Source organism: Leifsonia sp. 10L418 (genome assembly GCF_056395445.1).
The window spans coordinates 1-25,286 of the sequence record NZ_JBFTJN010000012.1; the positions used below are offsets into that span (position 1 = coordinate 1).

24 protein-coding genes, 1 tRNA gene and 1 pseudogene are annotated in these 25,286 nt (G+C 65.2%); 7 read left to right on the top strand and 19 right to left on the bottom strand.

All coding sequences use genetic code 11. From position 1 onward, the window contains the following. The 3 genes and pseudogenes from AC1DCF_RS18290 to AC1DCF_RS18300 form a co-directional block, all read right to left on the bottom strand. Positions 1–251 (bottom strand): annotated as a pseudogene (locus AC1DCF_RS18290) (hypothetical protein); the annotation flags it as partial. A gap of 461 nt (positions 252–712) precedes the next feature. Then, positions 713–1,381 (bottom strand): SIMPL domain-containing protein, encoded by a 669-nt coding sequence (locus AC1DCF_RS18295; RefSeq protein WP_477212233.1) that lies wholly within the window; start codon positions 1,379–1,381, stop codon positions 713–715. A gap of 44 nt (positions 1,382–1,425) precedes the next feature. Further along, entirely contained in the window at positions 1,426–2,100 is a 675-nt protein-coding gene (locus AC1DCF_RS18300; protein ID WP_477212234.1) for a TetR/AcrR family transcriptional regulator, read from the bottom strand. Between the two features lie 210 nt (positions 2,101–2,310). Between AC1DCF_RS18300 and AC1DCF_RS18305 the strand changes: the two genes are divergently transcribed. Both AC1DCF_RS18305 and AC1DCF_RS18310 read left to right on the top strand, forming a co-directional pair. Next, a complete protein-coding gene (locus AC1DCF_RS18305; RefSeq protein ID WP_477212235.1) occupies positions 2,311–3,726 on the top strand; it encodes an amidase in 1,416 nt (471 codons plus the stop codon). Positions 3,727–3,774: 48 nt separating this feature from the next. Then, a complete protein-coding gene (locus tag AC1DCF_RS18310; RefSeq protein WP_477212236.1) occupies positions 3,775–5,238 on the top strand; it encodes an APC family permease in 1,464 nt (487 codons plus the stop codon). A gap of 6 nt (positions 5,239–5,244) precedes the next feature. On the opposite strand, the gene AC1DCF_RS18315 is transcribed toward AC1DCF_RS18310, so the two are convergent. The 12 genes from AC1DCF_RS18315 to AC1DCF_RS18370 all read right to left on the bottom strand — a co-directional run bounded on the left by AC1DCF_RS18315 (position 5,245) and on the right by AC1DCF_RS18370 (position 16,854). Continuing rightward, positions 5,245–6,513 (bottom strand): flavin-dependent oxidoreductase, encoded by a 1,269-nt coding sequence (locus AC1DCF_RS18315; RefSeq protein WP_477212237.1) that lies wholly within the window; start codon positions 6,511–6,513, stop codon positions 5,245–5,247. A gap of 3 nt (positions 6,514–6,516) precedes the next feature. Continuing rightward, complete coding sequence (locus AC1DCF_RS18320) at positions 6,517–6,864, bottom strand: hypothetical protein (RefSeq protein WP_477212238.1); 348 nt, start codon at positions 6,862–6,864, stop codon at positions 6,517–6,519. Positions 6,865–7,056: 192 nt separating this feature from the next. Then, on the bottom strand, positions 7,057–7,965 hold the full coding sequence (locus tag AC1DCF_RS18325) for a hypothetical protein (protein ID WP_477212239.1): 909 nt from the start codon (positions 7,963–7,965) through the stop codon (positions 7,057–7,059). A gap of 66 nt (positions 7,966–8,031) precedes the next feature. Beyond that, positions 8,032–9,753, bottom strand: a complete 1,722-nt coding sequence (locus AC1DCF_RS18330; protein WP_477212240.1) for a 3-ketosteroid-delta-1-dehydrogenase — start codon at positions 9,751–9,753, stop codon at positions 8,032–8,034. A gap of 197 nt (positions 9,754–9,950) precedes the next feature. Further along, a tRNA-Arg gene (locus tag AC1DCF_RS18335) sits at positions 9,951–10,022 on the bottom strand. Positions 10,023–10,073: 51 nt separating this feature from the next. Further along, positions 10,074–11,273, bottom strand: coding sequence for a CHAP domain-containing protein (locus AC1DCF_RS18340; RefSeq protein ID WP_477212241.1), 1,200 nt, complete (start codon positions 11,271–11,273; stop codon positions 10,074–10,076). A 233-nt stretch (positions 11,274–11,506) separates the two neighbouring features. Beyond that, positions 11,507–11,884, bottom strand: coding sequence for an SHOCT domain-containing protein (locus AC1DCF_RS18345; protein WP_477212242.1), 378 nt, complete (start codon positions 11,882–11,884; stop codon positions 11,507–11,509). Between the two features lie 37 nt (positions 11,885–11,921). Beyond that, positions 11,922–12,332 carry a DUF7144 family membrane protein gene (locus AC1DCF_RS18350; protein WP_441790777.1) on the bottom strand — a complete coding sequence of 137 codons (411 nt, stop codon included), beginning with the start codon at positions 12,330–12,332 and terminating at the stop codon, positions 11,922–11,924. A 174-nt stretch (positions 12,333–12,506) separates the two neighbouring features. Further along, positions 12,507–14,033 carry an MFS transporter gene (locus tag AC1DCF_RS18355; RefSeq protein WP_477212304.1) on the bottom strand — a complete coding sequence of 509 codons (1,527 nt, stop codon included), beginning with the start codon at positions 14,031–14,033 and terminating at the stop codon, positions 12,507–12,509. 187 nt (positions 14,034–14,220) lie between these two features. After that, positions 14,221–14,718, bottom strand: coding sequence for an HNH endonuclease (locus AC1DCF_RS18360; protein ID WP_441790778.1), 498 nt, complete (start codon positions 14,716–14,718; stop codon positions 14,221–14,223). 353 nt (positions 14,719–15,071) lie between these two features. Next, complete coding sequence (locus tag AC1DCF_RS18365; protein ID WP_477212243.1) at positions 15,072–15,752, bottom strand: C40 family peptidase; 681 nt, start codon at positions 15,750–15,752, stop codon at positions 15,072–15,074. A gap of 397 nt (positions 15,753–16,149) precedes the next feature. Next, on the bottom strand, positions 16,150–16,854 hold the full coding sequence (locus AC1DCF_RS18370; RefSeq protein WP_441790780.1) for an iron-dependent transcriptional repressor DtxR: 705 nt from the start codon (positions 16,852–16,854) through the stop codon (positions 16,150–16,152). A gap of 90 nt (positions 16,855–16,944) precedes the next feature. On the opposite strand from AC1DCF_RS18370, the gene serC reads away from it, so the two are divergent. Together serC and AC1DCF_RS18380 are read left to right on the top strand one after the other, a co-directional pair. Continuing rightward, positions 16,945–18,063, top strand: coding sequence for a phosphoserine transaminase (gene serC / locus AC1DCF_RS18375; protein WP_477212244.1), 1,119 nt, complete (start codon positions 16,945–16,947; stop codon positions 18,061–18,063). Positions 18,064–18,080: 17 nt separating this feature from the next. Continuing rightward, positions 18,081–18,314, top strand: coding sequence for a DUF2530 domain-containing protein (locus AC1DCF_RS18380; RefSeq protein ID WP_477212245.1), 234 nt, complete (start codon positions 18,081–18,083; stop codon positions 18,312–18,314). On the opposite strand, the gene AC1DCF_RS18385 is transcribed toward AC1DCF_RS18380, so the two are convergent. Together AC1DCF_RS18385 and AC1DCF_RS18390 are read right to left on the bottom strand one after the other, a co-directional pair. Further along, positions 18,276–18,935, bottom strand: coding sequence for a DUF3027 domain-containing protein (locus tag AC1DCF_RS18385; RefSeq protein ID WP_477212246.1), 660 nt, complete (start codon positions 18,933–18,935; stop codon positions 18,276–18,278). The two genes, AC1DCF_RS18380 and AC1DCF_RS18385, sit on opposite strands and share 39 nt — an antisense overlap. Next, positions 18,928–19,308 carry a cold-shock protein gene (locus AC1DCF_RS18390; RefSeq protein ID WP_345068926.1) on the bottom strand — a complete coding sequence of 127 codons (381 nt, stop codon included), beginning with the start codon at positions 19,306–19,308 and terminating at the stop codon, positions 18,928–18,930. Before AC1DCF_RS18390 ends, AC1DCF_RS18385 begins: the two co-directional genes overlap by 8 nt. 94 nt (positions 19,309–19,402) lie before the next feature. Between AC1DCF_RS18390 and AC1DCF_RS18395 the strand changes: the two genes are divergently transcribed. The 3 genes from AC1DCF_RS18395 (at position 19,403) to AC1DCF_RS18405 (ending at position 23,361) form a co-directional block, all read left to right on the top strand. Further along, positions 19,403–19,678: a hypothetical protein gene (locus AC1DCF_RS18395; protein ID WP_441790784.1), complete on the top strand. Its 276-nt coding sequence runs from the start codon at positions 19,403–19,405 to the stop codon at positions 19,676–19,678. Between the two features lie 5 nt (positions 19,679–19,683). Beyond that, complete coding sequence (locus tag AC1DCF_RS18400; protein ID WP_477212247.1) at positions 19,684–21,624, top strand: helicase-associated domain-containing protein; 1,941 nt, start codon at positions 19,684–19,686, stop codon at positions 21,622–21,624. A gap of 93 nt (positions 21,625–21,717) precedes the next feature. Next, positions 21,718–23,361 carry a DNA repair helicase XPB gene (locus tag AC1DCF_RS18405; RefSeq protein ID WP_477212248.1) on the top strand — a complete coding sequence of 548 codons (1,644 nt, stop codon included), beginning with the start codon at positions 21,718–21,720 and terminating at the stop codon, positions 23,359–23,361. A gap of 289 nt (positions 23,362–23,650) precedes the next feature. Here AC1DCF_RS18405 and AC1DCF_RS18410 read toward each other — a convergent pair whose 3' ends face one another. Both AC1DCF_RS18410 and folP read right to left on the bottom strand, forming a co-directional pair. Beyond that, entirely contained in the window at positions 23,651–24,358 is a 708-nt protein-coding gene (locus tag AC1DCF_RS18410) for a pyrimidine reductase family protein (protein ID WP_477212249.1), read from the bottom strand. A gap of 10 nt (positions 24,359–24,368) precedes the next feature. Further along, positions 24,369–25,277 (bottom strand): dihydropteroate synthase, encoded by a 909-nt coding sequence (gene folP, locus AC1DCF_RS18415; protein WP_477212250.1) that lies wholly within the window; start codon positions 25,275–25,277, stop codon positions 24,369–24,371. Between the last annotated feature and the right edge of the window lie 9 nt (positions 25,278–25,286).

Genomic DNA, 25,286 nt, shown 5'->3' on the forward strand with positions numbered 1-25,286 from the left:
ATCGCGATCTGCGTCTCCATCGTGCGTTCCGGCACCCGCAACGCGCAGGCGAGTTCGGTCACGAGTACTCGCCGGTTCGCCCAGCGCTGCCGCAGGGTCGACTCGGTCACCGGGAGGGTGGTCAGGTTCTCGCTAATAAGCCGTGCCCGGTCGATGGCGACGGCGGTCTCGGCGGCCAGCACGGCCTGCCTGCGGTGCAGTTCGGCGACGAGATCGACCTGTTCGCCGAGACGATCCAACAGCGGGTTCATACCTTGAAGTCTTCCAGGCACCACCGACAATAGACCGACACGAAAGGCCTATTGACCGGGGGTTGTGGACAACTTTCAAAACCGGCGCCTGTGGAGGGCGGGCCGACGAGAGGGCCGAGTCTGAAGGCTGGGTCACGGGGTCTCGACAGGCTCGACCACCGTCGCGGCACGTGCCCGCGAAGCCGGCGCGGGCTATCCCGCTGGGCGCGCAGTAGAAACCGCGCCGACGGGGACACCACGCGCCCAGATCGGGTCGCGGCTTCAAGGTCAACTCACGGGGTCTCGACAGGCTCGACCACCGTCGCGGCACGTGCCCGCGAAGCCGGCGCGGGCTATCCCGCTGGGCGCGCAGTAGAAACCGCGCCGACGGGGATACCACGCGCCCAGATCGGGTCGCGGCTTCAAGGTCAACTCACGGGGTCTCGACAGGCTCGACCACCGACCACCGAACGCCGGCGTCCCTACGACGCGACAAACCTCGCATCGACCGACGCCGACACCTCGATTCGCTGCGGCGTCAGTGCGATCCCCGACCGACCCGCACCGCTGTCCGCCATCATCATCGCCCCGCGCGCCAGAGGAACGGGCGCCGAACCGTGATCGCCCAGCATCCCGGGATCGGCGAGTGCGATGGCTCGCACTGTTTCCAGGCCCAGACTGCGCGCGAAGACCGTCGCCCGAGTGAGCGCATCCGTCACGGCCAGCGATTGCGCGTCTGCGAGAACTGCAGCCTTGCGCGCGGCGGTCAGCGACCACTCGATGCCGCCCACGGCGACACTGTCGACGGCCGCGACGGCGTCCAACCAGTGGGCCATCACGTCGAAGTCACTGAACCGAACGGTGAAAGTGATGGCGGCGTGAAAAACCAACGGAAGCTGTTTGCCTTCGTTGTTCCAGGGGCGCTCGTTCCAGACCGAGACCGAGTCAGACGACCAGCGACTGATCGGGCTCGACTGCGCTTCACTGAGTGCGACGACCATCGAGCGCACGGTTTCGGCGGCGCGAGTCGTGGCCTCGAAGACTGATTGCCGGTCGGGCCCGTCGAATCCGATGCCCAGCTGCACGGTGGCGCGTTCGGGCGAGTACCAGGCGGCATCGTGCCCTTGTACCGTGATCACTGTCTCGTTCATGGCGCTCCCGTCGGATCGATCGTGATGCACATTCTGACAGGCGGCTAGCGTTGGGAAGCTGCCTCCGCCGCATCCAAAATGACACCGACACCCATCTGAAAGATGTCGCGGTCCCGAAGCGACGCGAGTTGCTCACGAGACGCCGCCACCTCGGGAAACCGATTCTCGTCGACTATTCCGACGTCGCCCAGCCAGACCCCGTCGGGCTCTTCGCCATCGCTGGCGGCGTCGAGCCGAGCACTGGCCAGGGTGGCTCCCACCGACGTCAAGTAGTGCGAAAACACGGCATAAAACCGCACGGCATCGGTGCGGTCAAGGCCGGCATCCCGAAAACCTTGCAGGAAGAATTCGACTCCCTCGATCTCGCCCGGCCCTCTGGTGATGAGCGTGCGCCCCTCCGCACCGACCGAGGGATAACGCTCACAGGCGTCCCAGTAGTGCTGAGCGGCCTCTCCCAATCGCTTCCGCCAGGGATCCCGTGCATTGGTGCGCTCGTTGACCTCGACGAGAAGACGATCGAACATCGCCTGAACCAGGTCGCGGCGAGTCGCGAAATGACGATAGAGCGCCGTTGGATCGGCGCCGAGTTGAGCGCCCAACGCCCGGATGGTGATCGGGGCGCCGGATGCCGCAATCTGCATCGCAACGGTCAGGATGACATTTCGATCCAGCTGGGGACGGGCACGTCCGCCGCCGACCGTGCTCTTCACTGCGGTCATCCACTACTCCCTGCGCCGTCGATTCGCTGCTGAACCGGCTCTTAGGCTAACCCAGTCCGCCTCGCTCGCGTGCTCACCCCACCCAATGTCAGCGCCGTTGACTTAAGCCCAATCCTGCCCCTAGTCTCGACCTCAGCGCACCGAGAGGTCACTCACAGAACCTCGGACGCAACGACTCCCCCGCCAGACGGCATCCTGATTGGAATCTACGTGGATCTTCACAGCATCACTGCCAGCACCGCCCGCTCCCTCCTTCTCAGCCGCGAATTGTCGCCGGTCGAGCTGCTTGATGCCGTTGTCAGCCGAACTGCGCTGGTCGAGCCGAAAATCAACGCGCTGACCGAGCAAATGCTGGACGAGGCCTACGCAGCGGCGCGTGAATCAGAAGCGCGGTTCGCCGGCGATCAGGCGAACCTTCGTCCGCTCGAAGGAATCCCACTGCTGCTCAAAGAGGAGCAGCCGATTGCGGGGCGTCTGAGCGAAGAAGGCTCATTGACCGAAAAGGGCAACATCGCTGACGTTACCCACCCGATCGTCGACCGCATCTTCGCAGCGGGAGCTGTCGTGCACGGCCGCACGACGACACCGGAGTTCTGCTGTGCGCCGTACACCCACAGCAAGCTGTGGGGAGTGACCCGCAACCCGTGGAACACCGAGCTGACACCGGGCGGCTCGTCGGGCGGCTCAGGTGCCGCTCTGGCTGCCGGGGAGACCATCTTGGCGACCGGTTCCGACATCGGTGGATCGATTCGCATCCCCGCGTCGTTCAACGGTCTCGTCGGCTTCAAACCGCCGTTTGGCCGCGTGCCCGGCATGGCGCCGTTCAACTCGGACACCTATTGCGCCGACGGCCCGATGGGCCGCAGCGTCGCCGACGTCGCCCTGCTGCAGAACGTGATTGCCGGCCCGCACTGGGGCGACCAGGCATCGCTTCGCCCCGCCTACGTTCTGCCCACCCCGAAGGCTGCGGCAGCAATCGGCATGCGCGTCGCACTCTGCGTCAACCTCGGTAACTTCGCGGTCGACCCGGTGGTCGAAGCGAACACCCGCGCTGCGGCTGACGCCCTCCGCTCGATGGGCGTGACGGTGGACGAGGTGACGCTGCCCTGGAAGACCGAAGAGCTCACCGAAATCGCCTGGGCCCACTTCGGTGCGATCATGGGGCCGTTCATCGAAGAAATCGCCGGTGCACACCAAGACCTGCTCATGCCCTACACGCTCGACTTCGCCAAGAAGGCGGCGGCCGCAGGCTCCTACCCCGAGGGTCTCGCCGCGGAAACCGCCATGTACGAACCGCTCGGCAAGCTTTTCGAACGCTACGACGCCCTCCTCTGTCCGACCGTCGCGGTGCAGGGAATGGCCGCAGACTTCGACAGCACCACGTCCTCCGTCATGATCGGCGACAAGACAGTGGGCTGGATCGAATCGGCAATGACCATCCCCTTCAACATCATCGGTCGCGTGCCCGTACTCAGCGTGCCATCCGGCATCGCGCCGAACGGCGTGCCGACCGGCGTGCAGATCGTGGGCCGCACCTACGACGATGCCACGGTCTTCACGCTCGGCGCAGCACTCGAAGAGGCCCTGCAGCTGTGGACCACCGCATCCTGGTGGCCCACGGTCTAGCCCCGTCCTGCCCTGCCCCGCATCAGCCTGAGGGAAGACGATTCGACGATGACCGAGCACGCTGCACCTTCACCGGCCGCCTCCGTCGGCATCCCCGATCGGTTGGCCACGGGCACGCTGAGCACCGGCGACATCGTCTTCTTCGTTGTCGCCGCCGCCGCGCCGCTCATGGTCGTCGCGGGCGGCTCCCCGCTGGCATTTCTGATCGGGGGCATCGGCGCGCCGGGCAGCTATGTCGTGGCTGGAATCGCCTATGTGCTCTTCGCGCTCGGATTCACCGCGATGGCCCAGCATCTGCCGAACACCGGTGCGTTCTACGCGTTTATCAAGCGCGGCCTCAGCCCATCCACCGGCATCGCCGCCGCGTGGGTGGCGCTGGCCTCGTACAGCCTGATCTGTTTCGGGTTCTATGGTGCGCTCGGTTTCTTCGCCGAATCCACGGTGAACAACCTGCTCGGGATCAGCGTGCCGTGGCCGATCTGGTCGCTGGCCGGGGTGCTCGTCGTCGGGTTCATCGGATACCGGCAGATCAACATCGGCGCGCGGGTGCTCGGCATCCTGATGGCTGCCGAGGTTCTCATCCTCGTCGTCCTCGCCGTCGCGATCCTGATCGACGGCGGCCCAGAGGGGATGTCGGTGGCGCCATTCCTTCCGGCCAACGTCTTTGCCCCGGGGTCAGGCGCCATGTTTGTGCTGGCTCTCGGCGCATTTCTCGGCTTCGAGAGCACAGCGATCTACTCGGAGGAAGCGCGAGAACCGCGACGCTCGATCCCTCGTGCCACCTACATTTCCGTCGGCTTCCTCGCGTTGTTCTACGGATTCGCCACGTGGATCGCCACCGTGGGATTCGGCGCGAACGGCATCCTCACCGTGCTGGCCGGCGATAACTTCGGCACCATGTACTTCATGATGGCCAACAGCTATCTCGGCCACACTGCTCAAATCGTCATGGAAGTGTTGATCGTCACGAGCGTGTTCGCCGCCATCATCGCCTTCCACAACGCGAGCACCCGATATATGTTCGCCTTGGGGCGCGAGCGCATCCTGCCCCGCCGGTTCGCGCTCACTCACCCCACCTACAAGTCGCCCTACATCGGCAGCCTGGTGATGAGCGCGTTTTCTGCGGTGGCGGTGATCGCCACCCTGGCTCTGGCCGGCGACCCCTACCTACATCTGCTGCTCTGGACGAACGGTGTGGGAATCGTCGGCATCGTGCTCCTCCAGATCCTCTGTGCCTTCGCCATCATCCGTTTCTTCTGGGCGTCGCGTCGCGGTCACAGTGTGTTTCGCGTGGCCATCGCGCCCGCCGCCTCTGCACTGATTCTGAGCGGCGGGCTCTACCTCATGCTCGCCAATTTCGAGCTGCTCACCGGGTTGAGCGGATGGATCAATCTCGCCTTGGTGGCACCGCTGATCGTTCTCGGAGCGGTCGGCTTCTGCTACGGCTGGGTGACCAGGGGCGATCAGTCTGAGCTTGATGACGAAACGGACACGGAACCCGTCAGCGGCTAGCCGTTCTCATCGCGACCGTTGCGCTCCGCTCACGCTCAGGCTGGCTCGTTCGTTCAGCTCGGCAGCAACGAAGCCGCCGGCAGCCTTGTAATCACGGGCGATCTGCTCACGCTCAGAATTCGGCACCACCGTTTCAATGTCGGCAAACCCGTCGGGTGCGCGCTCGTAGGCCAGCTGCATCACGCGCTCCGGCCCCATCGAACGGTTGCTGCGGATCAGCGCCGTGGTGCGGGGGCGACGGATGTCCTCGTAGGCGGCGACACCGTCAGCGAGCGTTGCTGAGTTGGCCAGCTCATAGGCGAGCGTGCGCGCGTCGATGATGGCCTGCGAGGCGCCGTTCGACCCGATCGGGTACATCGGGTGGGCTGCGTCTCCGATCAGTGTCTGCGCTCCGAAGGTCCACTGGTCGAGGGGATCCCGATCGACCATGGGGTATTCGAGGATCTGCTCGGCCGTGTCGATGATCGTCGGAACGTCGAGCCAGTCGAACGTCCAGTCGGCGAAGCGAGCGGCGACCGCCGCCGGGTCGGCCGCGCGGTTCCAACTGCTGACCCCGGGGTTCGGCTCGTCGGAGCGATACTCGGCGATGAAGTTGATGCGCGCCCGGCCGTCGTCGCCCGGCAGCGACAGCGGGTAGGCGACGAACTTTTGGTAGGCATCCCCCGCCATGATCATGCTGCGGCCGTCGAGAAACGAGTCGACGACGGCCGTGCCGCGCCACAGGATGAGCCCGTTCCAGATCGGTTCGCCCTGGTCGGGGTAGCGCTGCTTGCGCAGTTCGCTGTGGATGCCGTCGGCCCCGATCACGAGATCGGCCACCTCGCGCCTTGTCTCACCGGCGGCCGTCGTCACGCGCACACTCGCACCGTCGGCGTGGTCCTGTACATCGTCGATCGCCTCGCCGAGGCGCACAGAACCGGCCGGGAGGCGATCCGTCACGGCATCGAGCAGCATCATCTGCAGCTCGCCGCGGTGCACCGAGTACTGCGGCCAGTGGTAACCGGCGGCGCGACCACGAGGTTCGGCCCAGATTTCTTGGCCGTGCCGGTTGTAGTAGCGCAGCGAACTCGTCGCCACGCCCATTGCTTCCAGCTGATCGGCAAGCCCGAGCTCGGTCAATTCACGCACCGCATGCGGGAGCAGGTTGATCCCAACGCCGAACGGCCGGATCTCAGAGACCGCATCGTGGATCCGGATGTCGGTGAAGCCCGCATCGTGCAATGAGAGCGCGGTGGCGAGCCCGCCGATTCCGGCTCCGGCGATAATGATCGTCATCGATCAACCTTTCTGGGTGGTGCTGGTGGTGGTTGACGTGTTCCCTGCGCCGCCGGTGACGTCCTCGGCGAACGCGATGATCTGTCGTTCGACCCGCTCGACGAGCCCGACGAATGCGGCCGCGCGTTGCGGAGAAGCGATCCAGTCCCGCTCGGCCTGCTCGAAGCGATCCCGGGGGCCGTCAACGCTCACCGCCCAGACAAACTCGCTACGCTCGGCCACTGCAAACGCGAACTCAACGTTGAAACCCGCTTGCTCCCGCAGCGCAGGCATGGTGGCCGCCCACCACTCGGTGAAGGCATTGAGTTCCCCGGGGATTATGGAGTAGCGACGAAGCTGTACGGTACGCATGACATGCCAGAGTACAACACCGCTGACATCACTGTTGATTTCACGCGAACCCGCGGCCTTAGCCGCTGTGCTGTCGAGCGCTCCAGTCGGCCAGACCCCGCGGTGTCGTGAGCGACCCGGTCGAGATTCTCCAGGATTTGACGGCGTGGAATGTCCAGATTCGTGGCCAGCGGGCGGCGCGGGCGAATGGCCTTAGTCGGATGTAGCCGCTGCCCACGAATGCCAGATGCGTTCAATGGACACCTCGGGATCCGTCTGCGCTCGTGCCAGCGACTTAGCATCGGCTGGCCCATTGCTGAACCAATAGATGCGAAGAAATCCAGTCCGCTTGGTCTCCAAGAGGCCATGCCTCCCGACCTCGAGAATCCATTCGGTTGCATCCTCAGAGGGGATTCGCGTGAATTCGTACTCGAAGTATTGGTTGTCCCCAGTGCTCGTTTCAATAGCACCGTCTCGATCCTGTCTCAAACGCATCCGCGTCGCGTCACGATCCCGCGGGATCACCTCGAGAATGCCCCCTTTTCCCAGCTCGTGGTAGCGAGTGAGCACCGATACCGCTGAGCCGAACTCTCGGCGCACCGCCAATGCTGCTGTCTGCAGCTCAGGCGAAGTCCGATTGTCGACGAGGAACAGGCTTTCTCCGTTCGACTCGTCGGCAACAGGATCGGGCACCTGGTTCAGAGTGACTGCCCGCCACGATTCGCGGGCCTCCACGAGAGTCAGTCGCGCCACGTGCTTGCTCTCGACGTCGATGAACGGCTTCCCCGCAACTCGGCTCACATTCTGGCCACCGAATAGATGACGGCGGCGGTCTTTCCACAGCTCGGTTCCTCGCTCCCCGATCTCAGTAAGCCGCTCGATCGCCCACCGGATTGCCTCGGAGTCGATCGGATGGCGTTCCATCGTTGAGCAGTCAATCTCGTCACCATACGTTAGATAGAGATTCGCCTCGTCCGCTTCGAGAGTGGCATGCGCAGACGCCAGGCTGCTCGGAATGACTTCCAAGAGAACGACGTCGGGCCACGGCAAGCGATTGACCTCCAGTCGCGTGTAGATGCGATCAAACCGTGATGTGAGCGCATCTCGCACGTGACCAAGCAAGACGAGACGATCGTGCCTATTCACGCCCCGCCCTTCGCTTCCCACCGATGTCCGACGGGAGGGAGCCTAGCGCTCCGACGCATCCACCGCCCGCGCGTCCGTCTCCTGCGCGTCGACCGCCCGACTGGCAGCGACCGCATGGCTGGCGGCGATGTGGCCGTAGACGAGACCCTGCCCGATCGTGGCGCCCGCGCCGGGGTAGCTTTCGCCGAATACGTTGGCCGCCGAGTTGCCGATTGCGTAGAGTCCAGGAATCGGGGTGCCGTCGTCGGCGAGCGCGCGGCCATCAGCGTCGGCGGTGATGCCTCCGCAGGTGCCGAGGTCAGAAAGCACGATCTTGATTGCGTAGAGTCCGGTCGACTCGAGCGGGCGGAGATTCGGATTCGGCGTGATTGTCGGGTCGCCGTAGTAGCGGTTGTAGGCGCTGTTTCCACGACCGAAGTCCTCATCGACCCCGGCCGCGGCAAGCTCATTGAACCGCCGCGCACTCTCGCTGAGAACGCCGCGCTCCACCCCGATCTGCTGGGCGAGTTGCGCCCACGACGAGGCGCGTACCGCGATGCCGTTCTCGTACCAGTTCTTCGGAATGGCCATCCGCGGAAAGACCTGTCCGCCCAGCAGATAGCTGTTGCGGTAGGTCTGGTCGAAGATGAGCCACATGGTGCCGACCGGGCGTCCCTCACGCTCGCGCTCGAGCACGTGATGGCCGAACGACATGTAATCTTCCGCTTCGTTCAGAAACCGGTTGCCCGTCGAATCGACCATGAACGAGCCCGGCAGCGAACGCTCGGCGAGCATCACGATCGGCTTCTCGCCTGGCAGCGGCGAGATCGCGGGGAACCACCACGCCTGCTCCATCAGAGCTACACCGGCACCGACCGACTGGGCGGCACGGATGGCGTCACCGGTGTTGCCGTCGCTGCCGAGGCTCCAGTTCTCCAGGGACTCCGACTGCACACTGCGCCGCAATGCGAGGTCGTGGTCGAATCCGCCGGCGGCGAGAACAACCCCGCGCTGTGCGGTGATCGTGATCTCCTGGCCCCCACGAGTGACGACCGCACCGGTGACCGCGCCGGAATCGTCGACGACGAGCCGTTCGAGGCTCGTTTCCGTCCACACCGGGATGCCCGCCCGCACGACGCCGTCGAAAAGGCCCGCGGCGAGCGCACGCCCGCCTGCTGCGTACTCCCGCCCAATGATCTTGCCGCCGATCCCCTGGATCGCGCGCTTGATCGCTACGCCGAAGCCGCGTATGGGCTTCTTGGCCATGAGATTCAACCACTTGTAGTCGGCGCCGGTCACCGGCATCGGCAGGGGTGCCTCCATGACCGCGGGCCGCAGGCGAGTGCGCTCCGAGCCGAGCTGTGCCACGTCGAACGGGCGGCACTCGCAACTGCGGCCGGCGGCCGAGCCGCCCGGCAGTTCGGGGTGATAGTCGGAGTAGCCCTCTGCCCACATGAACTGCATGCGGGTCGTGCGTTCGAGCATCCGGACGGTGTCGGATCCGTGCTCAAGAAAACTCTCCCAGCGCGCCTGGGGGCCGCTGCCGTCCACGACCGCGGTCAGGTACTCGTGAGCCCGTTCGGGCGAGTCATTCGCGCCGTCCTTGGCGAGCACCGGATTCGCGGGGATCCAGAATGCTCCACCAGATCGCGCCGTCGAACCACCGACGAGTTTCGTCTTCTCGATCACGAGCACGGTGGCGCCCTGCTCATGCGCGGACAGTGCTGCTGCGAGCCCGGTTCCCGATCCAACTACCAGCAGGTCAATTGTCATGTTCTCGGTCATCGTCGACGCAGCTCCAATTCGTGGGCGGGCTATGGAGCAATCCTGCACGACGGGCACGTTATGCACAATAGGCACATCGTGCCAAGTTGCTGCGAAGCCACGAGGGTTGGCGCCCCACCCGCCACGGGCGCGGCGAAGTTGCGGAAGAAGCACCTGATCATGGTCGATTCACTCGACGAAATTCAGCGTGGGAAGTGTGCCCCTGGAGGGACTCGAACCCCCAACCTGCTCCTTAGGACGGAGTCGCTCTTCCATTGAGCTACAGAGGCTGACCCAGAAAGTTTAGCGGCTAATCCGGCACCGGGTCGTCAGACGCAGCGCTAGCTCGGCGGGTACAGGTACAGCGCCACGTCGCCGATTGGCACCGTGCGCGTGTGGTACGAGTGCATTCCCATCCAGTTGTATTCCTCGAGCACCACGGTTCCATCACCCGGCACCGATTGCACATAAGCGACGTGGTTGTAAGTGAACCAGGCCACCGAGCCAACCACGGGCGTGGCACTCGTCGTCCAGCCGTGGCTCGCCCAGGCATCCGCCCAGCCGGAGGCGTTGCCGTTGCCCGGCGTCATCTTGCTCCAGGTCCACTGCCACGGGCTGCTGCCGGAACCGGCATCTCGGTTGAGGCGCCAGGCGACGAAGTCGACGCATTCGCGGTAGTAGTAGCCAAGCGGCGACAGGCCGCCGCCCTCGTTGTCGGTGGCCTCAAACGGCCACGGGTAATCGTCACCCTCGGCACGGATGCCGCTGGTCGCGAACTCGGCGGCCGACGCACGCGCCGCAGCGGCAGCGCCCTCGCGGCGCAGTTCAGCGGAACGCTCGGCGAGTTCCTCAGCGGTGCTCGCCGAGAATCCGTCTCGCGAGACAACGGTGTGTGCCGCGGTCGCTGCCACGACAACATCCTGAGCGTCGGCTTCGAGCTGCGCGTGAGCCGAGATCCCGGCAGCGGGCGCAGCCTGCGGGTCGAAGGCATAGGCCGGTAGACCGGCGGTAAGGAAAAGACCGGGGATCGCCATGATCGCGACCAGCACGGTGATCGGACTGCGCGAACGGGAACGGCGACGCGGGCTGATGGACGGCGAGGCCTTCGCGGCGGGGGCCTGGGGCGAGCGGGCCTGGGAAGGAGAGGCTTGGGTAGCCGAGCGTCGGCCGTGTGGCTGCGCTTTGCCGACCCGCGGTTGAGCTTTCAGAGCGCTTGACTTGGCCGGAACTGCACCGTCAGGCACGACCGGTGCAACGACTTCGGCTGGCACGATGACGTCGAGCACGCGCGTCGTGGCGACGTCCAGAACGCTTGTGGCAATATCCGTTCCGCTCGCGGTGACATCTGCCGTGCTCGCCGCGGTGACCGCCGCAATGCTCGCCGTGGCGACATCCGCCGGCTCGACCGATTCGGGCACGATCGCCGCAGACTCGACGCTTTCGGCTGCCGCTTCTGCGGCTTCCCGCTGCGCACGCAGGGCACGCCGCGAGGGCAGGACGTCAGCGTTCTCGGGGGAACCGGACGGGCCGGAATCGATCACGTGACAATCCTCAACACTGGGTTAGCGGGCGGGCAACTCCCCCACCCTACGTGAGAATTTCACGAAAGTCGCCCCCACTTCCGGGGACGCTCAAGCTCCCCTTGAGGGTTACCCCAGTGCTCGAAACGGGGTGCGGATGGCGCCGCGCGGGTCGGGCGCCGCCGCGCGCGTTGGACCCAACCCGCGTCGCGGCGCCCGACCCGCGCGATGCCGCACGAGCCCGCGCACGGCGCTTAGCGCGCTAGGGCCTGTGCCTTGAGCGTCTCGAACTCCGTCTCGGTGATCGCACCGGAATCGAGGAGCTTTTTCGCCGACTCAATGTCGGATGTGGTGGTCGCGCGGGCCCCGACGGTGCCGATGTCCGCAGCTTGGCCGGCGGCGTGTCCTTGTGTCTCTGCGCCCCGCCTCCCCATCTTGCCGCCGCGGGCAATGAGGTAGACGAAGGCACCGAGGAAGGGCACCACCACCAGGAAGAGAACCCAGAGTGCCTTGCGGCCGCCGCCGAGCCCCGGGTCGCGGAACACATTGATGAAGACGATGACGAAGATCCAGATGCAGGTGAAGAAGATGTAGGCCCAAAAGAACGAGGCGAAGAGTTCCCCAATGCTCACGGTGCCCTACCTTTCGCGATGTGTGCCGTGCGTGCGGTTAGTCGGCGTCCGGCGTCGCGAACTCGCGGCCGTGCGCCGTGATGGCGTAGATGACAAGAACATCGATCGCGATGACGATGACGGACCACCAGGGTTGGGCCGGGACGAGAAGCATTTGACCGATAGCGCTGAGTGCGACGACGATCACAGCGACGATCCGGGCCCAGGTCGCGCCGAGGAACAACGCGATGCCGGCGAGTCCGAGCAGGAGACCGATGATCAGGTTCCACCAGCCCCAGCCGGTGACGTCGAAGGCGAACAGGCCGCCTTTCGCGACGACGTAGTACGAACTCGGTCCGATCAACGCAATGAGTCCCTGAATGACGCCGAAGACGCCGTTCATGATGAGAATGACACCGGCGAATCCTATCCAGCCGACCCAGCCCGTTGGTGCTTTGACATCGCTCACAGGGTTACCGCCAATCTCACTCTTTGGCTGCACCGACACTGTGCGTGGATGCCGCCGCCCCCGGGTATAACTCGCCCGTGTGCTGAGTATGTCGATCAGATCCCAACCCAGTCAATAGTCAATTGCGCCTCGGGGCGGCTGCGTTCCGCTCTGCACCGGCCTTCGACAGTGCCCTCACCCGAGGAGCATTCCATCCACCGCTTCGTCGGGTTTCGGATCGGGAAGACGACGCATCCGAAATCCGTTGAGCAGTCCGATCCCGCCCGCGAGGATCGGGATGAGGAGGGCGATTTGCAAGGCGATGGGTCGCGCATCCGTATTGATCCTGATGATCTCCGCCTGAACCGCCTCCGGCTGGCCGACGAGGAGCTCGGCCAGGGCGGTGTTGGACATGAACTCGGCATCTTCCTCCAACACGCCGGCCACCTGCTGCTGCTCGTCGGCAGGGAGCACCTCACTGGCCATGGCCATGCTCGTGAAGATGAGAGAGAGCGACGCGAGCATGATCGCACCGGCGAAGGCGAGACCGAACGACAGACCGAACGAGCCGGCGGCCGAGTTCACCCCGGCGGCCTCGCTCACGCGCTCATTGGAGATCGGTGACAACGTGTAGGCGTTCAACTGCGACACCAGCAGCCCCAGTCCCACTCCAGAGACGACCAGCGGGCCGAGGAGCCACCAGCCGGAATCGGCCCGGGGAACGATGGGGATGAGGATCAGCAAGCCCGCCGTCAGGAGCACGAAACCCCAGAGGATCAGCGTTGCCGGGCGACGCCGGCCGACGCGCTTCCCGGCGAGCATCGCGACTCCGAACATGGTCAGCGACAGCGGCGCGATCGACAGGCCGGCCTGCAAGGCGTTGTAGCCCAGCACCATCTGCAGGTAGATGGGCAGCACAATCATGGTTCCGCCCAGTGCGATCTGCTGCATCATCTGTCCGGTGACGCCCAGCCGGAACATCTTGGACTGGAACAGGTCGGGGTCAATGAGGGTCGGCTTGTCCTGCCGCTTGCGTCGCACGAGCCAATACGCCAAGGCGCCGAGTCCGAAGATGCCGACGGCGAGCAGGATGCCGACGGCCTCGCCGCCTTCCTGCCAGACCAGGATGCCGATGACGATTCCGCCCATACCCAAGACGGACAGCAGCGCGCCGAGGGTGTCAACCTGACGGGGTCCGGTGTACGGCACGTCACGCACGAGCTTGATGCCGCTCAGAACGACGACGATGATCAGCGCCTCAAGTCCGAACGCGACCCTCCACGACAGGAACGTCGTGATGAATCCACCGATCAACGGGCCGACAGCGGCCGCGATCGCCGCCGACGCCCCAACCATCGCGTAGACCCGCGCCTGGTTCGAACCCTCGAAATTGCCGTGGATGAGGGACTGCATGGCGGGCAGGAGCAGGGAGGCACCGAGCCCGCCGATCACCGCCCAGAAAATGATGATGGGCAGGAGTGACTGCGCCAGCATCATCGCCACGGCTCCCGTTGCGTAGCAGAGGAGGCCGATGACATACGCTCGCTTGCGCCCGATCAGGTCGCCGACCTTGCTGCCGATCAGGATGAACGCGGCCGACACAAGCGCTTCGAGCGCGATCGCCGACTGGATGCCACTGACGGTGGCATCGATATCTTTCACGACAGCGGAGATCGAGACGTTCATGATCGACGTGTCGACCACGAGCACGAACATCGCCATTGCCAGCAGCAGCGCCAGCTTGCCGTTGAACGGGGTGCTTTCACCTGACCCGGGTGCGCTCACGGAGGCCTCCCTTCCGATCAGCCGACGTCGTCGTAGTAGAAACGTAGACCCAACCCGGCGGAATGTCATTCATCCGTGTCGTCAGTCAGCAGCATCCGCCCGAGCGACGCGCCCCGAATGAGAATCAGGCCGCCGGCGCCAAGTACTCGCCCCACTGCGGCATCGGGCTCTCCACGCCGCGCACGACCCAGTTGCCGCCGTGCGGTGCCGCGGGGTTGAATCGCATCCCCCAGCCCATCTCGGCCGGCGTCAGGTTGCTCTTGATGTTGTTGCAGCGCAGGCAGCAGGCCACCAGGTTGTCCCAGGTGTCCCGTCCGCCCCGCGACCGCGGCAGCACGTGGTCGATTGTCGTGGCCGACTTGCCGCAGTAGCAGCACCGGTGGTCGTCGCGGCGCAGCACGCCCCGCCGGCTGACCGGCGAGATCCGCGAGCGCGGAAGGCGCACGTACCGCGTGAGCAGAATCACGCTCGGCCGCTCCCAGGCTCCGGAGGCGGCGAAAACCGGATGCCCCCGATCACTTTCGACGACCGTCGCTTTGTTGTTCATGACCAGAATCAGTGCCCGCTTGAATGACACCACGGCGAGGGGCTCGTACCCCGCGTTGAGAACCAGTGTGCGCATGCGCTCCCTTTCGAAAACGGCTGGACGGCTTCCAGCCATTCGAACTGCTTTCTAGGTGTGATGCGATACGAAGTGAGCAGGCAAACAAAAAAGGGCGCTGTCACAATGACAACGCCCCCGGGGCCACGGTGTGGCTCTGGTCTATTTGACTGCTGTGCCGCCGCGCGAAGCAGCCGCGCTGATCCATGGTGTGGATCGTGCGTTGCTCGCTCATTGGCTCTCCCGATCTTTCGATCTTCCGCAAAACATCAGGGCATCAGGTTAACTCACAATTGGCGCGTCACGAAGTCGTGGCGCGCCAATCAAGAGGGCTGTTACCGAATGTTCAGACTCACGTCGTCACATCCGGATGCCTATATGCCGAGGCGAACGATGTAGTAGTCGCTGGTCCAAATCGGCTGGATGCGCACGGACGCACCCTCATAGGGCGCGTGCAGGATGTTGCCGTTGCCGGCATAGAACCCGTCGTGGCCATCCATGATCACCAAGTCGCCCGGACGAGCGTCGGCCTCGGAGATGCGCACGCCCGCTGCTCCCTGACCCGTCGACGAGTGCGGCAGGCTGATGCCGAACTGCGCGTAGACATACATGACGAAGCCGGAGCAGTCGAAGCCGGCCGGGGTGGCACCGCCGTAGACGTAGGGCACGCCCTGGTATTGCGAGGCCACGCTGAAGACCGAGCCGAGATCGTAGTTCGGGTACGACGGGTTCGCGAGGAAGTCGGAGACCGACGGACCGGAGTAGGAAGCTGCGTACGAGGTCATCGCGGCGGCAGCGCTCTGTCGGCGTGCTTCGGCGGCAGCGGCTTCCTGTGCGGCAGCCGACGCTGCGGCAAGCTCGGCTTCGGTGGTCGCGGTGAATCCGTCGCGGGCGACCGTGACACTGGCCGCCTTCGCATCGACAGTGACGTTCTGAGCTGCAGCCTGGCTGAGCTCCGTCGACGCCGTGGTACCGAACTGGGTTTCGTTGCTGCCCGGCGCGAATGCGTAGGCGGGGAGCGCCATGGTGGCGACGAGGCCGCCGGCCAGGGTCATCACAACGAGATTGCCGAGGCTTCCGCGTCGCCTCGAGAGGCGAGGGCGAGCCTTCTGGGGCGCAGCAGTCGTAGTCGCTGCCGCGCGGGTGGTGTCGGGTTTTTCAGTTATCGCTGTTCCACGTCGGGACAGGTTTTTACCTAATTCAGCCAAAGTTGTAACCTCCGGCGCCTCTGCAACACTAGGTAGTTGCCCCGTCCAATGCGCTAATCGCGTGTGTTTCCGAGATTCAAGAGACGGGCCGAGGAGGCGTCTTGATTCGGGTCCTTTGACCGGCTTCTGGTCTGTGGGACATCCAAGAGGCTACGGGAGCTACACCGATTTGTCACGTTCATGGGCTAAATCGCTCACGAAATGGTAACGAATTGACACCAATTCGGGGGCCGAAGGCGACTGGCTAGACCGTTTCAGGGGTTGTTACGAAGATGTGACTTGCCATCTCATTGGGCAGTTCCAGCCCCTCGCCGAAGCCGTCAACCTGCACCAGCACGTAGGAGCCGGCTGCCGAGAACACGCCGGTCGCACCGGGGAGAACTCCCGACTGCTTGAGCTGGGCGAGAAGTTCCGATTCGAACTGCACGGGTTCGCCCATGCGACGGATGACCGCGGTCACGGGGCCATCTGCCGCCGCGACGACACTGACCACGTTGGTGACGCCGCTCATGAATGCCGACGCAGCAGGCTGCCCGAGCTCTTCGAGACCCGGAATCGGGTTGCCATAGGGAGATTCGGTCGGGTGGCCGAGAATCTCAAGAATCTTGCGTTCGACCTTCTCGCTCATCACGTGCTCCCAGCGGCAAGCTTCGTCGTGAACGAACTCCCACTCGAGGCCGATGATGTCGCTGAGGAGTCGCTCGGCGAGACGGTGCTTGCGCATCACGTGCACCGCTTTGCTGCGGCCCGCCTCTGTCAGCTCAAGGTGGCGGTCGCCGGAGACCACGACGAGGCCGTCGCGCTCCATACGTGCAACGGTCTGTGACACGGTCGGACCCGAGTGTCCCAGGCGCTCTGAAATGCGAGCGCGCAGAGGAATGATGTTCTCTTCCTCGAGATCGAGAATTGTACGCAGGTACATTTCAGTCGTGTCAATGAGGTCTGTCATCCCCAACCTCCAGCTTTGTTAAGTCCGCGCATACCCGATAGCGCAACGTATCAAGCTTAGCCGCCGCGTGTGGGCAACTAGAATCGCGGTATGCCGGATCTGACCATTCCCTCTGAACTGCTGCCCATCGACGGACGATTTGGCTGCGGCCCGTCCAAAGTGCGTCCCGAGCAGCTTCGCCACCTGACCGAATTCGGTGCCAGCATCCTCGGCACCTCACACCGTCAGGCGCCGGTCAAAGACCTCGTCGGACGCGTGCGCACCGGTCTCTCCGACCTGTTCCGCGCCCCCGAAGGCTACGAAGTCATCATCGGCAACGGCGGGTCGACCGCGTTCTGGGATGCCGCAGCCTTCTCCCTGATCGAACGACGCAGCCAGAACCTCGTCTTCGGCGAGTTCGGCGGCAAGTTCGCCGCAGCGGCCACCACTCCGTTCCTCGAAGCCCCCGACGTCATCAACGCCCCGGCCGGCTCGCGCAGCGAGTTCGTCGTCACCCCCGGCATCGATGTCTACGCCTGGCCGCAGAACGAAACCTCGACGGGCGTCATGGCGCCGATCACCCGGGTGGCCGGCGACGAGGGCGCCCTGACCGTCATCGACGCGACGAGCGCCGCCGCCGGAATCGACTTCGACGCAGCACAGGCGGATGTCTATTACTTCGCTCCGCAGAAGAACCTCGCCTCCGACGGCGGGCTCTGGTTCGCTCTCTTCTCCCCAGCTGCCATCGAGCGGGTCATGCGCATCGCGGCCAGCGGACGGTACATTCCCGAGTTCCTCAGCCTCAAGAACGCCATCGACAACTCACGCCTCAACCAGACGCTGAACACACCGGCACTGTCCACGCTGCTGCTGCTCGAAAACCAGCTCGATTGGATCGACGGCAACGGCGGACTCGCCTGGGCGTCGGCTCGCACGCAGGAGTCCTCGTCGATCCTCTACGACTGGGCCGAGCGCGTCGACTACGCGACCCCCTATGTGAGCGAGAAGGCACACCGTTCGCAGGTCGTCGTCACGATCGACTTCGATGACCGCATCGACGCCGCAGCGATCGCGAAGACGCTTCGCGCCAACGGCATCGTCGACACCGAGCCCTACCGCAAGCTCGGCCGCAACCAGTTGCGCGTCGCAACGTTCACCGCGATCGACCCGTCAGATGTGCGAAAGCTCGTCGGCTCGATCGAATACGTCGTCGACCAGCTGGGTCGTTAGGCAGATCGGGACGTCTCATGCGCTTGTGGTTGAAAGACAGCGAGAGACGTCCCGATCCCCTGCCCGCGCGTACTGACGCGCGCAAGGCTTACTTCGCCGGCACGGTGGCCTGGCTTGTCGCCGCCGTGATCGTGTTCAGCGTGCGCGCCGAACTCGACGCCGCAGGGCTCGGCTGGTGGCTATGGTGCACCCTGATCGGTTTGGGACTCGGACTAGCCGGGCTGGCCTGGGTTCAGTTCCGTCGACGATAGTTCGGCTTCATCAGTGAAATCCGTCGGATTGAGGAGGCCGTCCGCGGCCGTCTCGAAATCGATTCCGTCGAGAGCGTCGTCACCGTCGTCGTCGAAGTCGTCGTGATCGAGAGCGTCCTCATCGAGGGCGTCGTCCGCGTCATCGTCATCGTCGTGACTTTCGTCGTCGAAGTCATCAGATTCGTCAGAATCCTCGTTCTCAGAGTCGTCGTCAGCATCATCGTCGTCTGCGTCGTCGTCGGCATCGTCGTCGGCGCCTTCCAGCGCCTCCTGCGCGGCGGCCAGCTCCTGCGCGGTGCGGTGCTCGGCCAGTCGGTCAGACCACGGCACCCATTCCGGCGCGAGCAATGCGTCGTTGCCGGGCATCAGCTCGGTCTCCAGCACCGTCGGAGCGGCATCCTGATCGATGCGCGACAGCGTCACCGTCCAGTGCCAGCCCGGGTAACCGGTCAGCAGGCAGTCGAACAGCAATGACAGAACATGCTCGTCTTCGACGATGTGGCCGACAGGCTCGCCGATCGTGTCGGCCGGCGTGATCTGGGTCAGCGCGGCGCGCGCGACGTCGACGGCGGCGAGAAGTGCCTCGTCGGCAACGATCGATGCCTGCTCGTCATCACGCATCGAGTTCCTCGGCAACCTTGCGCAGCATCGCTGCGATCGTGCGGCTGTGCGCGCTGTCGGGGTAGCGGCCGCGGCGCAGGTTCGCGCCGATGCCGTCAAGCAGCTTGACGAGGTCTTCGACGATGATCGCCATGTCGTCGGCCGGCTTGCGGCTCATCTTGGCCAGGCTCGGCGGCGCTTCGAGCACACGCACAGACAGAGCCTGAGCGCCGCGCTTTCCGTCGGCGATTCCGAACTCCAGTTTCGAGCCCGCTTTGACGGTCACTCCCGCAGGAAGCGCGGATGCGTGAAGGAAAACTTCCTGGCCGTCATCAGAACTGATGAAACCAAAACCCTTTTCCTCGTCGTAAAACTTGACTTTGCCGGTGGGCATGTGAACCTCGCTGAAATTCGGGCGCGCTGAAATGCACGTCTTCTTGACCCAGCTTATTCGCCTTCCGCGGCTCTGTGCCCGTTATCCTTGGACTGTGACCAATCAACCCCCGCCGAGTCCGCAACGGATCGACCGCATCATGGCCTACATGGTTGCGGGTGTGGTCGGTGTCTCGATCCTCGCCTTCTTCGCCATGATCGCCGGTACCGCCGCAGGCGTCGGAGCCAATGACGGCTTCAGCCAGGGCGTGTGGCCGTTCGTCATCATGCTTCCGCTGTTCGGCCTCCCCCTCGGCTTCGTGTTGATCATCGCCCTCCTGGTGATCAGCACTGTTCGCCGCAGCCGCCACACTCGAGCGAACAAAAACTAACGGCCATGCTCACGCTCGCGTCGCGTCTTCGTGCATTGGATGACGCGGCGTTGCGCCGTGCCATCGAGGCCCGCCTGGTCTCCCCAACCGGTATCAAAGACTTCTTCGACCTGGCCGAGGCGCTTCTCGATCCCGTCGCCATCCAGAACGCGCTCGCCCATCTCGACCGTTCGACGCTCGCGGTGCTCGCCATCGCCGGCGAGACCCCCGTGTCCGACGACGGCGCGAGCGAGGAGTCGGCCGGCGCTGCGCTGGCGGGCCCCGTGATGGATGCCGCCGACCACGCCGACGCCACCGCCTTCGCCCCGACCACGGCCGAGATCGCCGCCCGACTCAGCATTCTCGGCGAGCGAGCGATTCCGGCCTCCCAGGTCGAGGCGGCCGCCACCCAACTCGACGCCCTGCTGTTGGCGATCTATTCCGACGGGCGCCTGAAACCGTATGACGCAGTGAGCGCCCACCTGGCGAGCTGGCCGGCACAGGGGTTGCCCAGCGCGCTGATGCTCGCCTCCGTTGCGGCACCGCCGTCATTCGCCCCGCCCACCGATACCGATGCTGCGTTCACCACGAATCTGGCCGCCGAGCGCGCGTTCACCGCGGTATCGTCACTCGCCGAACTGGTCAGCGAGATCTCCCGCGAGCCTGTGCACGAACTCAGTCGCGGCGGGCTCGGACTGCCCGATACCAAGCGTCTGGCGGCAGCGGCCGCCATCGAGGTCGAAGCCGTTCCGACCCTCGTCGCTCTCACCGCGCGCGCCGAACTCATCGCCAAAGAACTGGGCTATTGGCGTCAAACCGAACTCGGCGAGGCCTGGCTCATGGGCAGCACCGCCCACCGCTGGTCGACCCTGGCCGCCTCGTGGCGTGCGTCATTGCCGACCGATGTGCTCGACATCCTTCCCGCTCAGGCCGGTGTCTTCTGGGACGGCGAGTTGCGCGACTTTCTCGGCTGGCTCTATCCGGCCGGCGGAACCTGGCTCGACGACCGCGTCACCGCCGTGCAGGCGGAGGCCGAGTTCATCGGAATCACCGCGCATCACACCACCAGCGCTGCCGGCGCCGCCGTGCTCGCCGGTGCTTTCGATGAGGCAGTCGCCATCATGGAGGGCTCGCTGCCGGCCGAGGTCGGCGCCGTCTACCTGCAGCACGATCTTTCAATCGTGTCGCCCGGCCCCCTGGCCCCGTCGATCGACGCCCGCTTGCGCGCGCTGGCCGATGTCGAGAGCCGCGAACTGGCCTCGAGCTACCGCATCACCGCCGCATCGGTGAATCGTGCGCTGGCCGGCGGCGAGACCGCCGAAACGCTGCTGGAATTTTTGCGCTCCATCTCGCTGACCGGCATCCCCCAGCCCCTGGACTACCTCATTCGAGAATCGGCGTCCCGGTACGGTCGCGTTCGGGTGCTGCCGGCCTCGGCCGGCGACGCCCCGGTGCAAGCTGTGGTGCGCTCGGATGATCCGGCACTGCTCGGCACCATCGAGGTCGACCAGACGCTGACCCCGCTCGGGCTCCACCGCATCAGCTCCGATCGCCTGGGCAGCAGGTTTCCCGTCGATGTCGTGTTCTGGGCGTTGAGCGATTCCCGTTATCCGGTCGCTGCCGAGAACGAGGCGGGCGAGATTGTTCATGTGCGCCGGGTTCCGCTCGCGCAGAAGGCCCCCGTCGTCGCCTCCGACCCGGCGGTCGACTTGGTCGAGCGGTTGCGTACGAGTGACGGTGGTGAGGGCAAGGCCGCCGGGGCGTGGCTGGCCCGCCAACTCGATGCGGCAATCAGAACGAAGCAGACGATCACCGTGAGCATCGCGATGCCCGGTGGGGTGGTCGTCGACTACCTGCTCGAACCGGCCAGCGTCGGCGGCGGGCGCTTTCGGGCTAGAGATCGACGCGCAGACATCGAGCGCACGCTCCCGATTTCGAGCATCGTCAGCATTTCGCCGGCACCCTAACCCCGCGCCCCGCGTCGAGCCTCTTGCCGAGCCGCGCGGCAATTCGCGCGCCCTGCCTCCGTCACGCCTGCGGCGGGCGTAGGATTGACCGCTATGTCTGACGGACCACTGATCGTCCAAAGCGACCGCACCGTGTTGCTCGAAGTTGCACACCCGCTCGCTGAAGACGCACGCCATGATCTCGCCATTTTCGCCGAGTTGGAACGCGCGCCAGAGCACATCCACACCTACCGGATCACCCGGCTCGGCCTGTGGAACGCACGCGCTGCCGGGCATGACGCGGCAGACATGCTGGCGACGCTCGAGAAGTACTCCAAGTTCGCCATTCCCCAGACGGTGTCGGTCGATATCACCGAGACCGTCGGCCGGTACGGCCGGCTGGTGATCGACCGAGATCCCGAGGGCGCATTGATTCTGCGCAGCACCGATCAGGCGGTGCTCACCGAGATTTCGGGAGCCAAGCGGATCGCCCCGCTGTTGATCGGGCATCCGACACCCGACTCATATCTCGTCGAGGCGTGGGCACGCGGACAGCTCAAGCAGGAGCTCGTCAAGATCGGCTGGCCGGCCGAGGACTTAGCCGGTTACACGCCGGGCACCCCGCATCCGATCGACCTGGTCGAAGACGGCTGGGCCTTGCGCGACTACCAGAACAAGGCCGTCTCGAACTTTTTCGAGGGAGGTTCCGGCGTTGTCGTGCTGCCCTGCGGCGCCGGAAAGACCCTCGTCGGCGCCGGCGCGATGGCGACGGCGAAAACCAACACCTTGATCCTCGTGACGAACACCGTTTCGGCCCGGCAGTGGCGCGATGAGCTGCTCAAGCGCACCACCCTGACCCCCGACGAGATCGGCGAGTATTCGGGTCAGGTGAAGGAGGTCAAGCCGGTCACCATCGCGACCTACCAAATCTTGACGGCGAAGCGCAAAGGCGAATACGCCCACCTGGCCCTGCTCGATGCGATGGACTGGGGGCTCGTCGTCTATGACGAAGTGCACCTGCTTCCGGCGCCGGTGTTCAAGCTGACCGCCGAGCTGCAGGCCCGGCGTCGCCTTGGCCTCACCGCCACTCTCGTGCGCGAAGACGGCCGGGAGGGCGACGTGTTCAGCCTGATCGGGCCGAAGCGTTTCGATGCTCCGTGGAAAGAGATCGAGGCCCAGGGCTTCATCTCCCCGGCCGCCTGCTACGAGGTGCGCATCGACCTGCCGCAATCCGAACGGCTAAGCTACGCGGCGGCGGCCGATGACGAGCGCTACCGTCTGGCCGCAACAGCGCCGGCGAAGTTGGATGTCGTCAAGCGCCTGGTCGCAAACCACCCAGGTGAGCGCATCCTGGTGATCGGGCAATACCTCGACCAGATCGACGAGCTGGCCGAGGCGCTGGGCGCCCCCAAGCTGACCGGATCGACGCCCGTCGACGAACGCGAGCGCCTGTTCCAGGCGTTTCGGGTCGGTGAGGTGGAGGTGCTCGTCGTGTCGAAGGTGGCGAATTTCTCGGTCGACCTGCCCGAAGCGACGGTGGCCATCCAGGTGTCGGGATCATTCGGTTCTCGGCAGGAGGAGGCGCAGCGTCTCGGGCGCCTGCTGCGCCCGAAGGAGTCGGGCCTCACCGCCAATTTCTACACCCTCGTCGCACGCGACACCATCGATCAGGACTTCGCCCAGAACCGGCAGCGATTCTTGGCCGAGCAGGGCTACAGCTACACGATTCTCGACGCGCACAGTCTCGCCGAGGTCTAGCGAGCCGTCTCGCCGCAGGCTCGGCCAATGAAGCGCGCCTGCCGACCACCGGACGGTCGGGTGCCTTTTTTGCTAATGAACTTCAGGCTCATATGACCCTGAAGTTCATTAGCGAAAAAAGCTAACCCCGCCTCGCCGGCGGTCGAGCCTGTCGAGACCTCCGCCGGCCAATCCTCGAACGCGACCAAACGACCCGAGATCGCCTCACCAGATCTCGACAAGCTCGATCAACGGGCAGCTCGATCAACGCGGCTCGTCGATCAACGCGGCTCCTCGATCAACGAGACGGCTAGCGCGCCCGGGCATACCGCAGAAAGAGCATGTCCCCGGCCGCGAACGAGTGCAGCAGGCGCATCGGTCGCGGCGTCGCCGCGGCGCTCACCGCGATGCGTCCGGCCGGGCCGCCGTCGAGCGCCGGGCTGAGGCTCAGGCAGAGTTCATCGACGCAATCGGCGGCGATCAGGTCGCCGAAGAGGTGCGGACCGCCCTCGCAGAGCACCTGGCGCAGTCCACGTTCGGTGAACTCGGCGAGCATCTGCCGTGGATCCACCGCGTGCTCTCCCGCGATCACGAGGTCGGCGACCTCGGCGAGCGCCGCCCGCCGGTCCGCCGGAGCCGCCGCGTGAGTGACCACGAGTGGCCGGGTCACCGCCTCGGCGAAGAACGGATGCCCCGGGTCGATCTCGAGCCGCGCCGAGACGATCGCGAGCGCGGGCTGCTCTGGCAATCCCTGCGAGACCCGCCAGGCCGCATCCGCCGCTTCGAGTCTCACCCCGCCGTAGCCCTCGGCACGCACTGTGCCGGCGCCGACCAGGATCACGTCGGTCAGCATCCGCAGGGTGTCGAAGACCTTCTTGTCGTCGGCGTTGTTCAGCCCGCCGCTCAACCCGTCACGCGTTGCCGCGCCGTCGAGCGTGGCGATGAAGTTCATCCGCACGCTCGGTGTCGAGCGGTCGGCTATCCGGTAGTTCTCGAGCAGTTCGTCGCGGTTCAGCATGGGAAGCGCTTTAGGTCTGGTTGTGGCGTAGGTAAGCCGGTTCGCGAAATCCGAGAATCGCCTCCGTCATCCGCACCGCGTCGACGGCGGCGCGCACATTGTGCATCCGCACGATGCGGGCACCTTGAAGAATGCACACGACGGCAGCAGCGATCGACCCGTCGACCCGCTCACCGCGCTCCCGGTCGAGCGTCTCGCCGATGAAGTCCTTGTTCGACACCGCGGCCAGCACGGGCAGCCCGATGTCGGCGATCTCCCCGAGCCGACGGGTGAGCTCAAGCGAGTGGAGCGTGTTTTTGTTGAGGTCATGGCCGGGATCGATCACGATACGTTCGAGCGGCACTCCGCGGGAGACGGCGAGATCGACTCGCTGCCGCAGAAACGCGGCCACCTCGGTGACGACGTCGTCGTAGTGCGGCGCCGGGTACGGCATCCGCGGCTTGGCCAGGCTGTGGGTGATCACGAGTGTTGCCTCGCTGTCGGCGACGACGTCGGCCATTGCCGGGTCGTGAACACCGGTCGTGTCGTTGATCACCTGGGCCCCGGCGGCGATTCCGGCCCGGGCGACCTCCGGGTGAAAGGTGTCGACCGAGATGATGGCCCCGGCGTCCTGCAGTCCCTCGATCACCGGCACTACCCGGTCGATCTCCTCACTGACCGGGATCGCTGGACCCGGCGCGAACTTCGCCCCGCCGATGTCGACCCAGTCAGCACCATCGAGAACCGCTTGGCGAGCGGATGCGACCGCAGCGTCGAGCGCGAACGTCGCGCCCTGATCGTAGAACGAGTCCGGGGTGCGGTTGATGATCGCCATCACCGCCACCTCGCGGGAGAAGTCGAAGACTCGCCCGCCGATGGTGCGCTGCGGGTGGATCAGGTCGGGAAGCACGATTCCCGACGTGGTGACTGCACTGGTCAAACCCTGCTC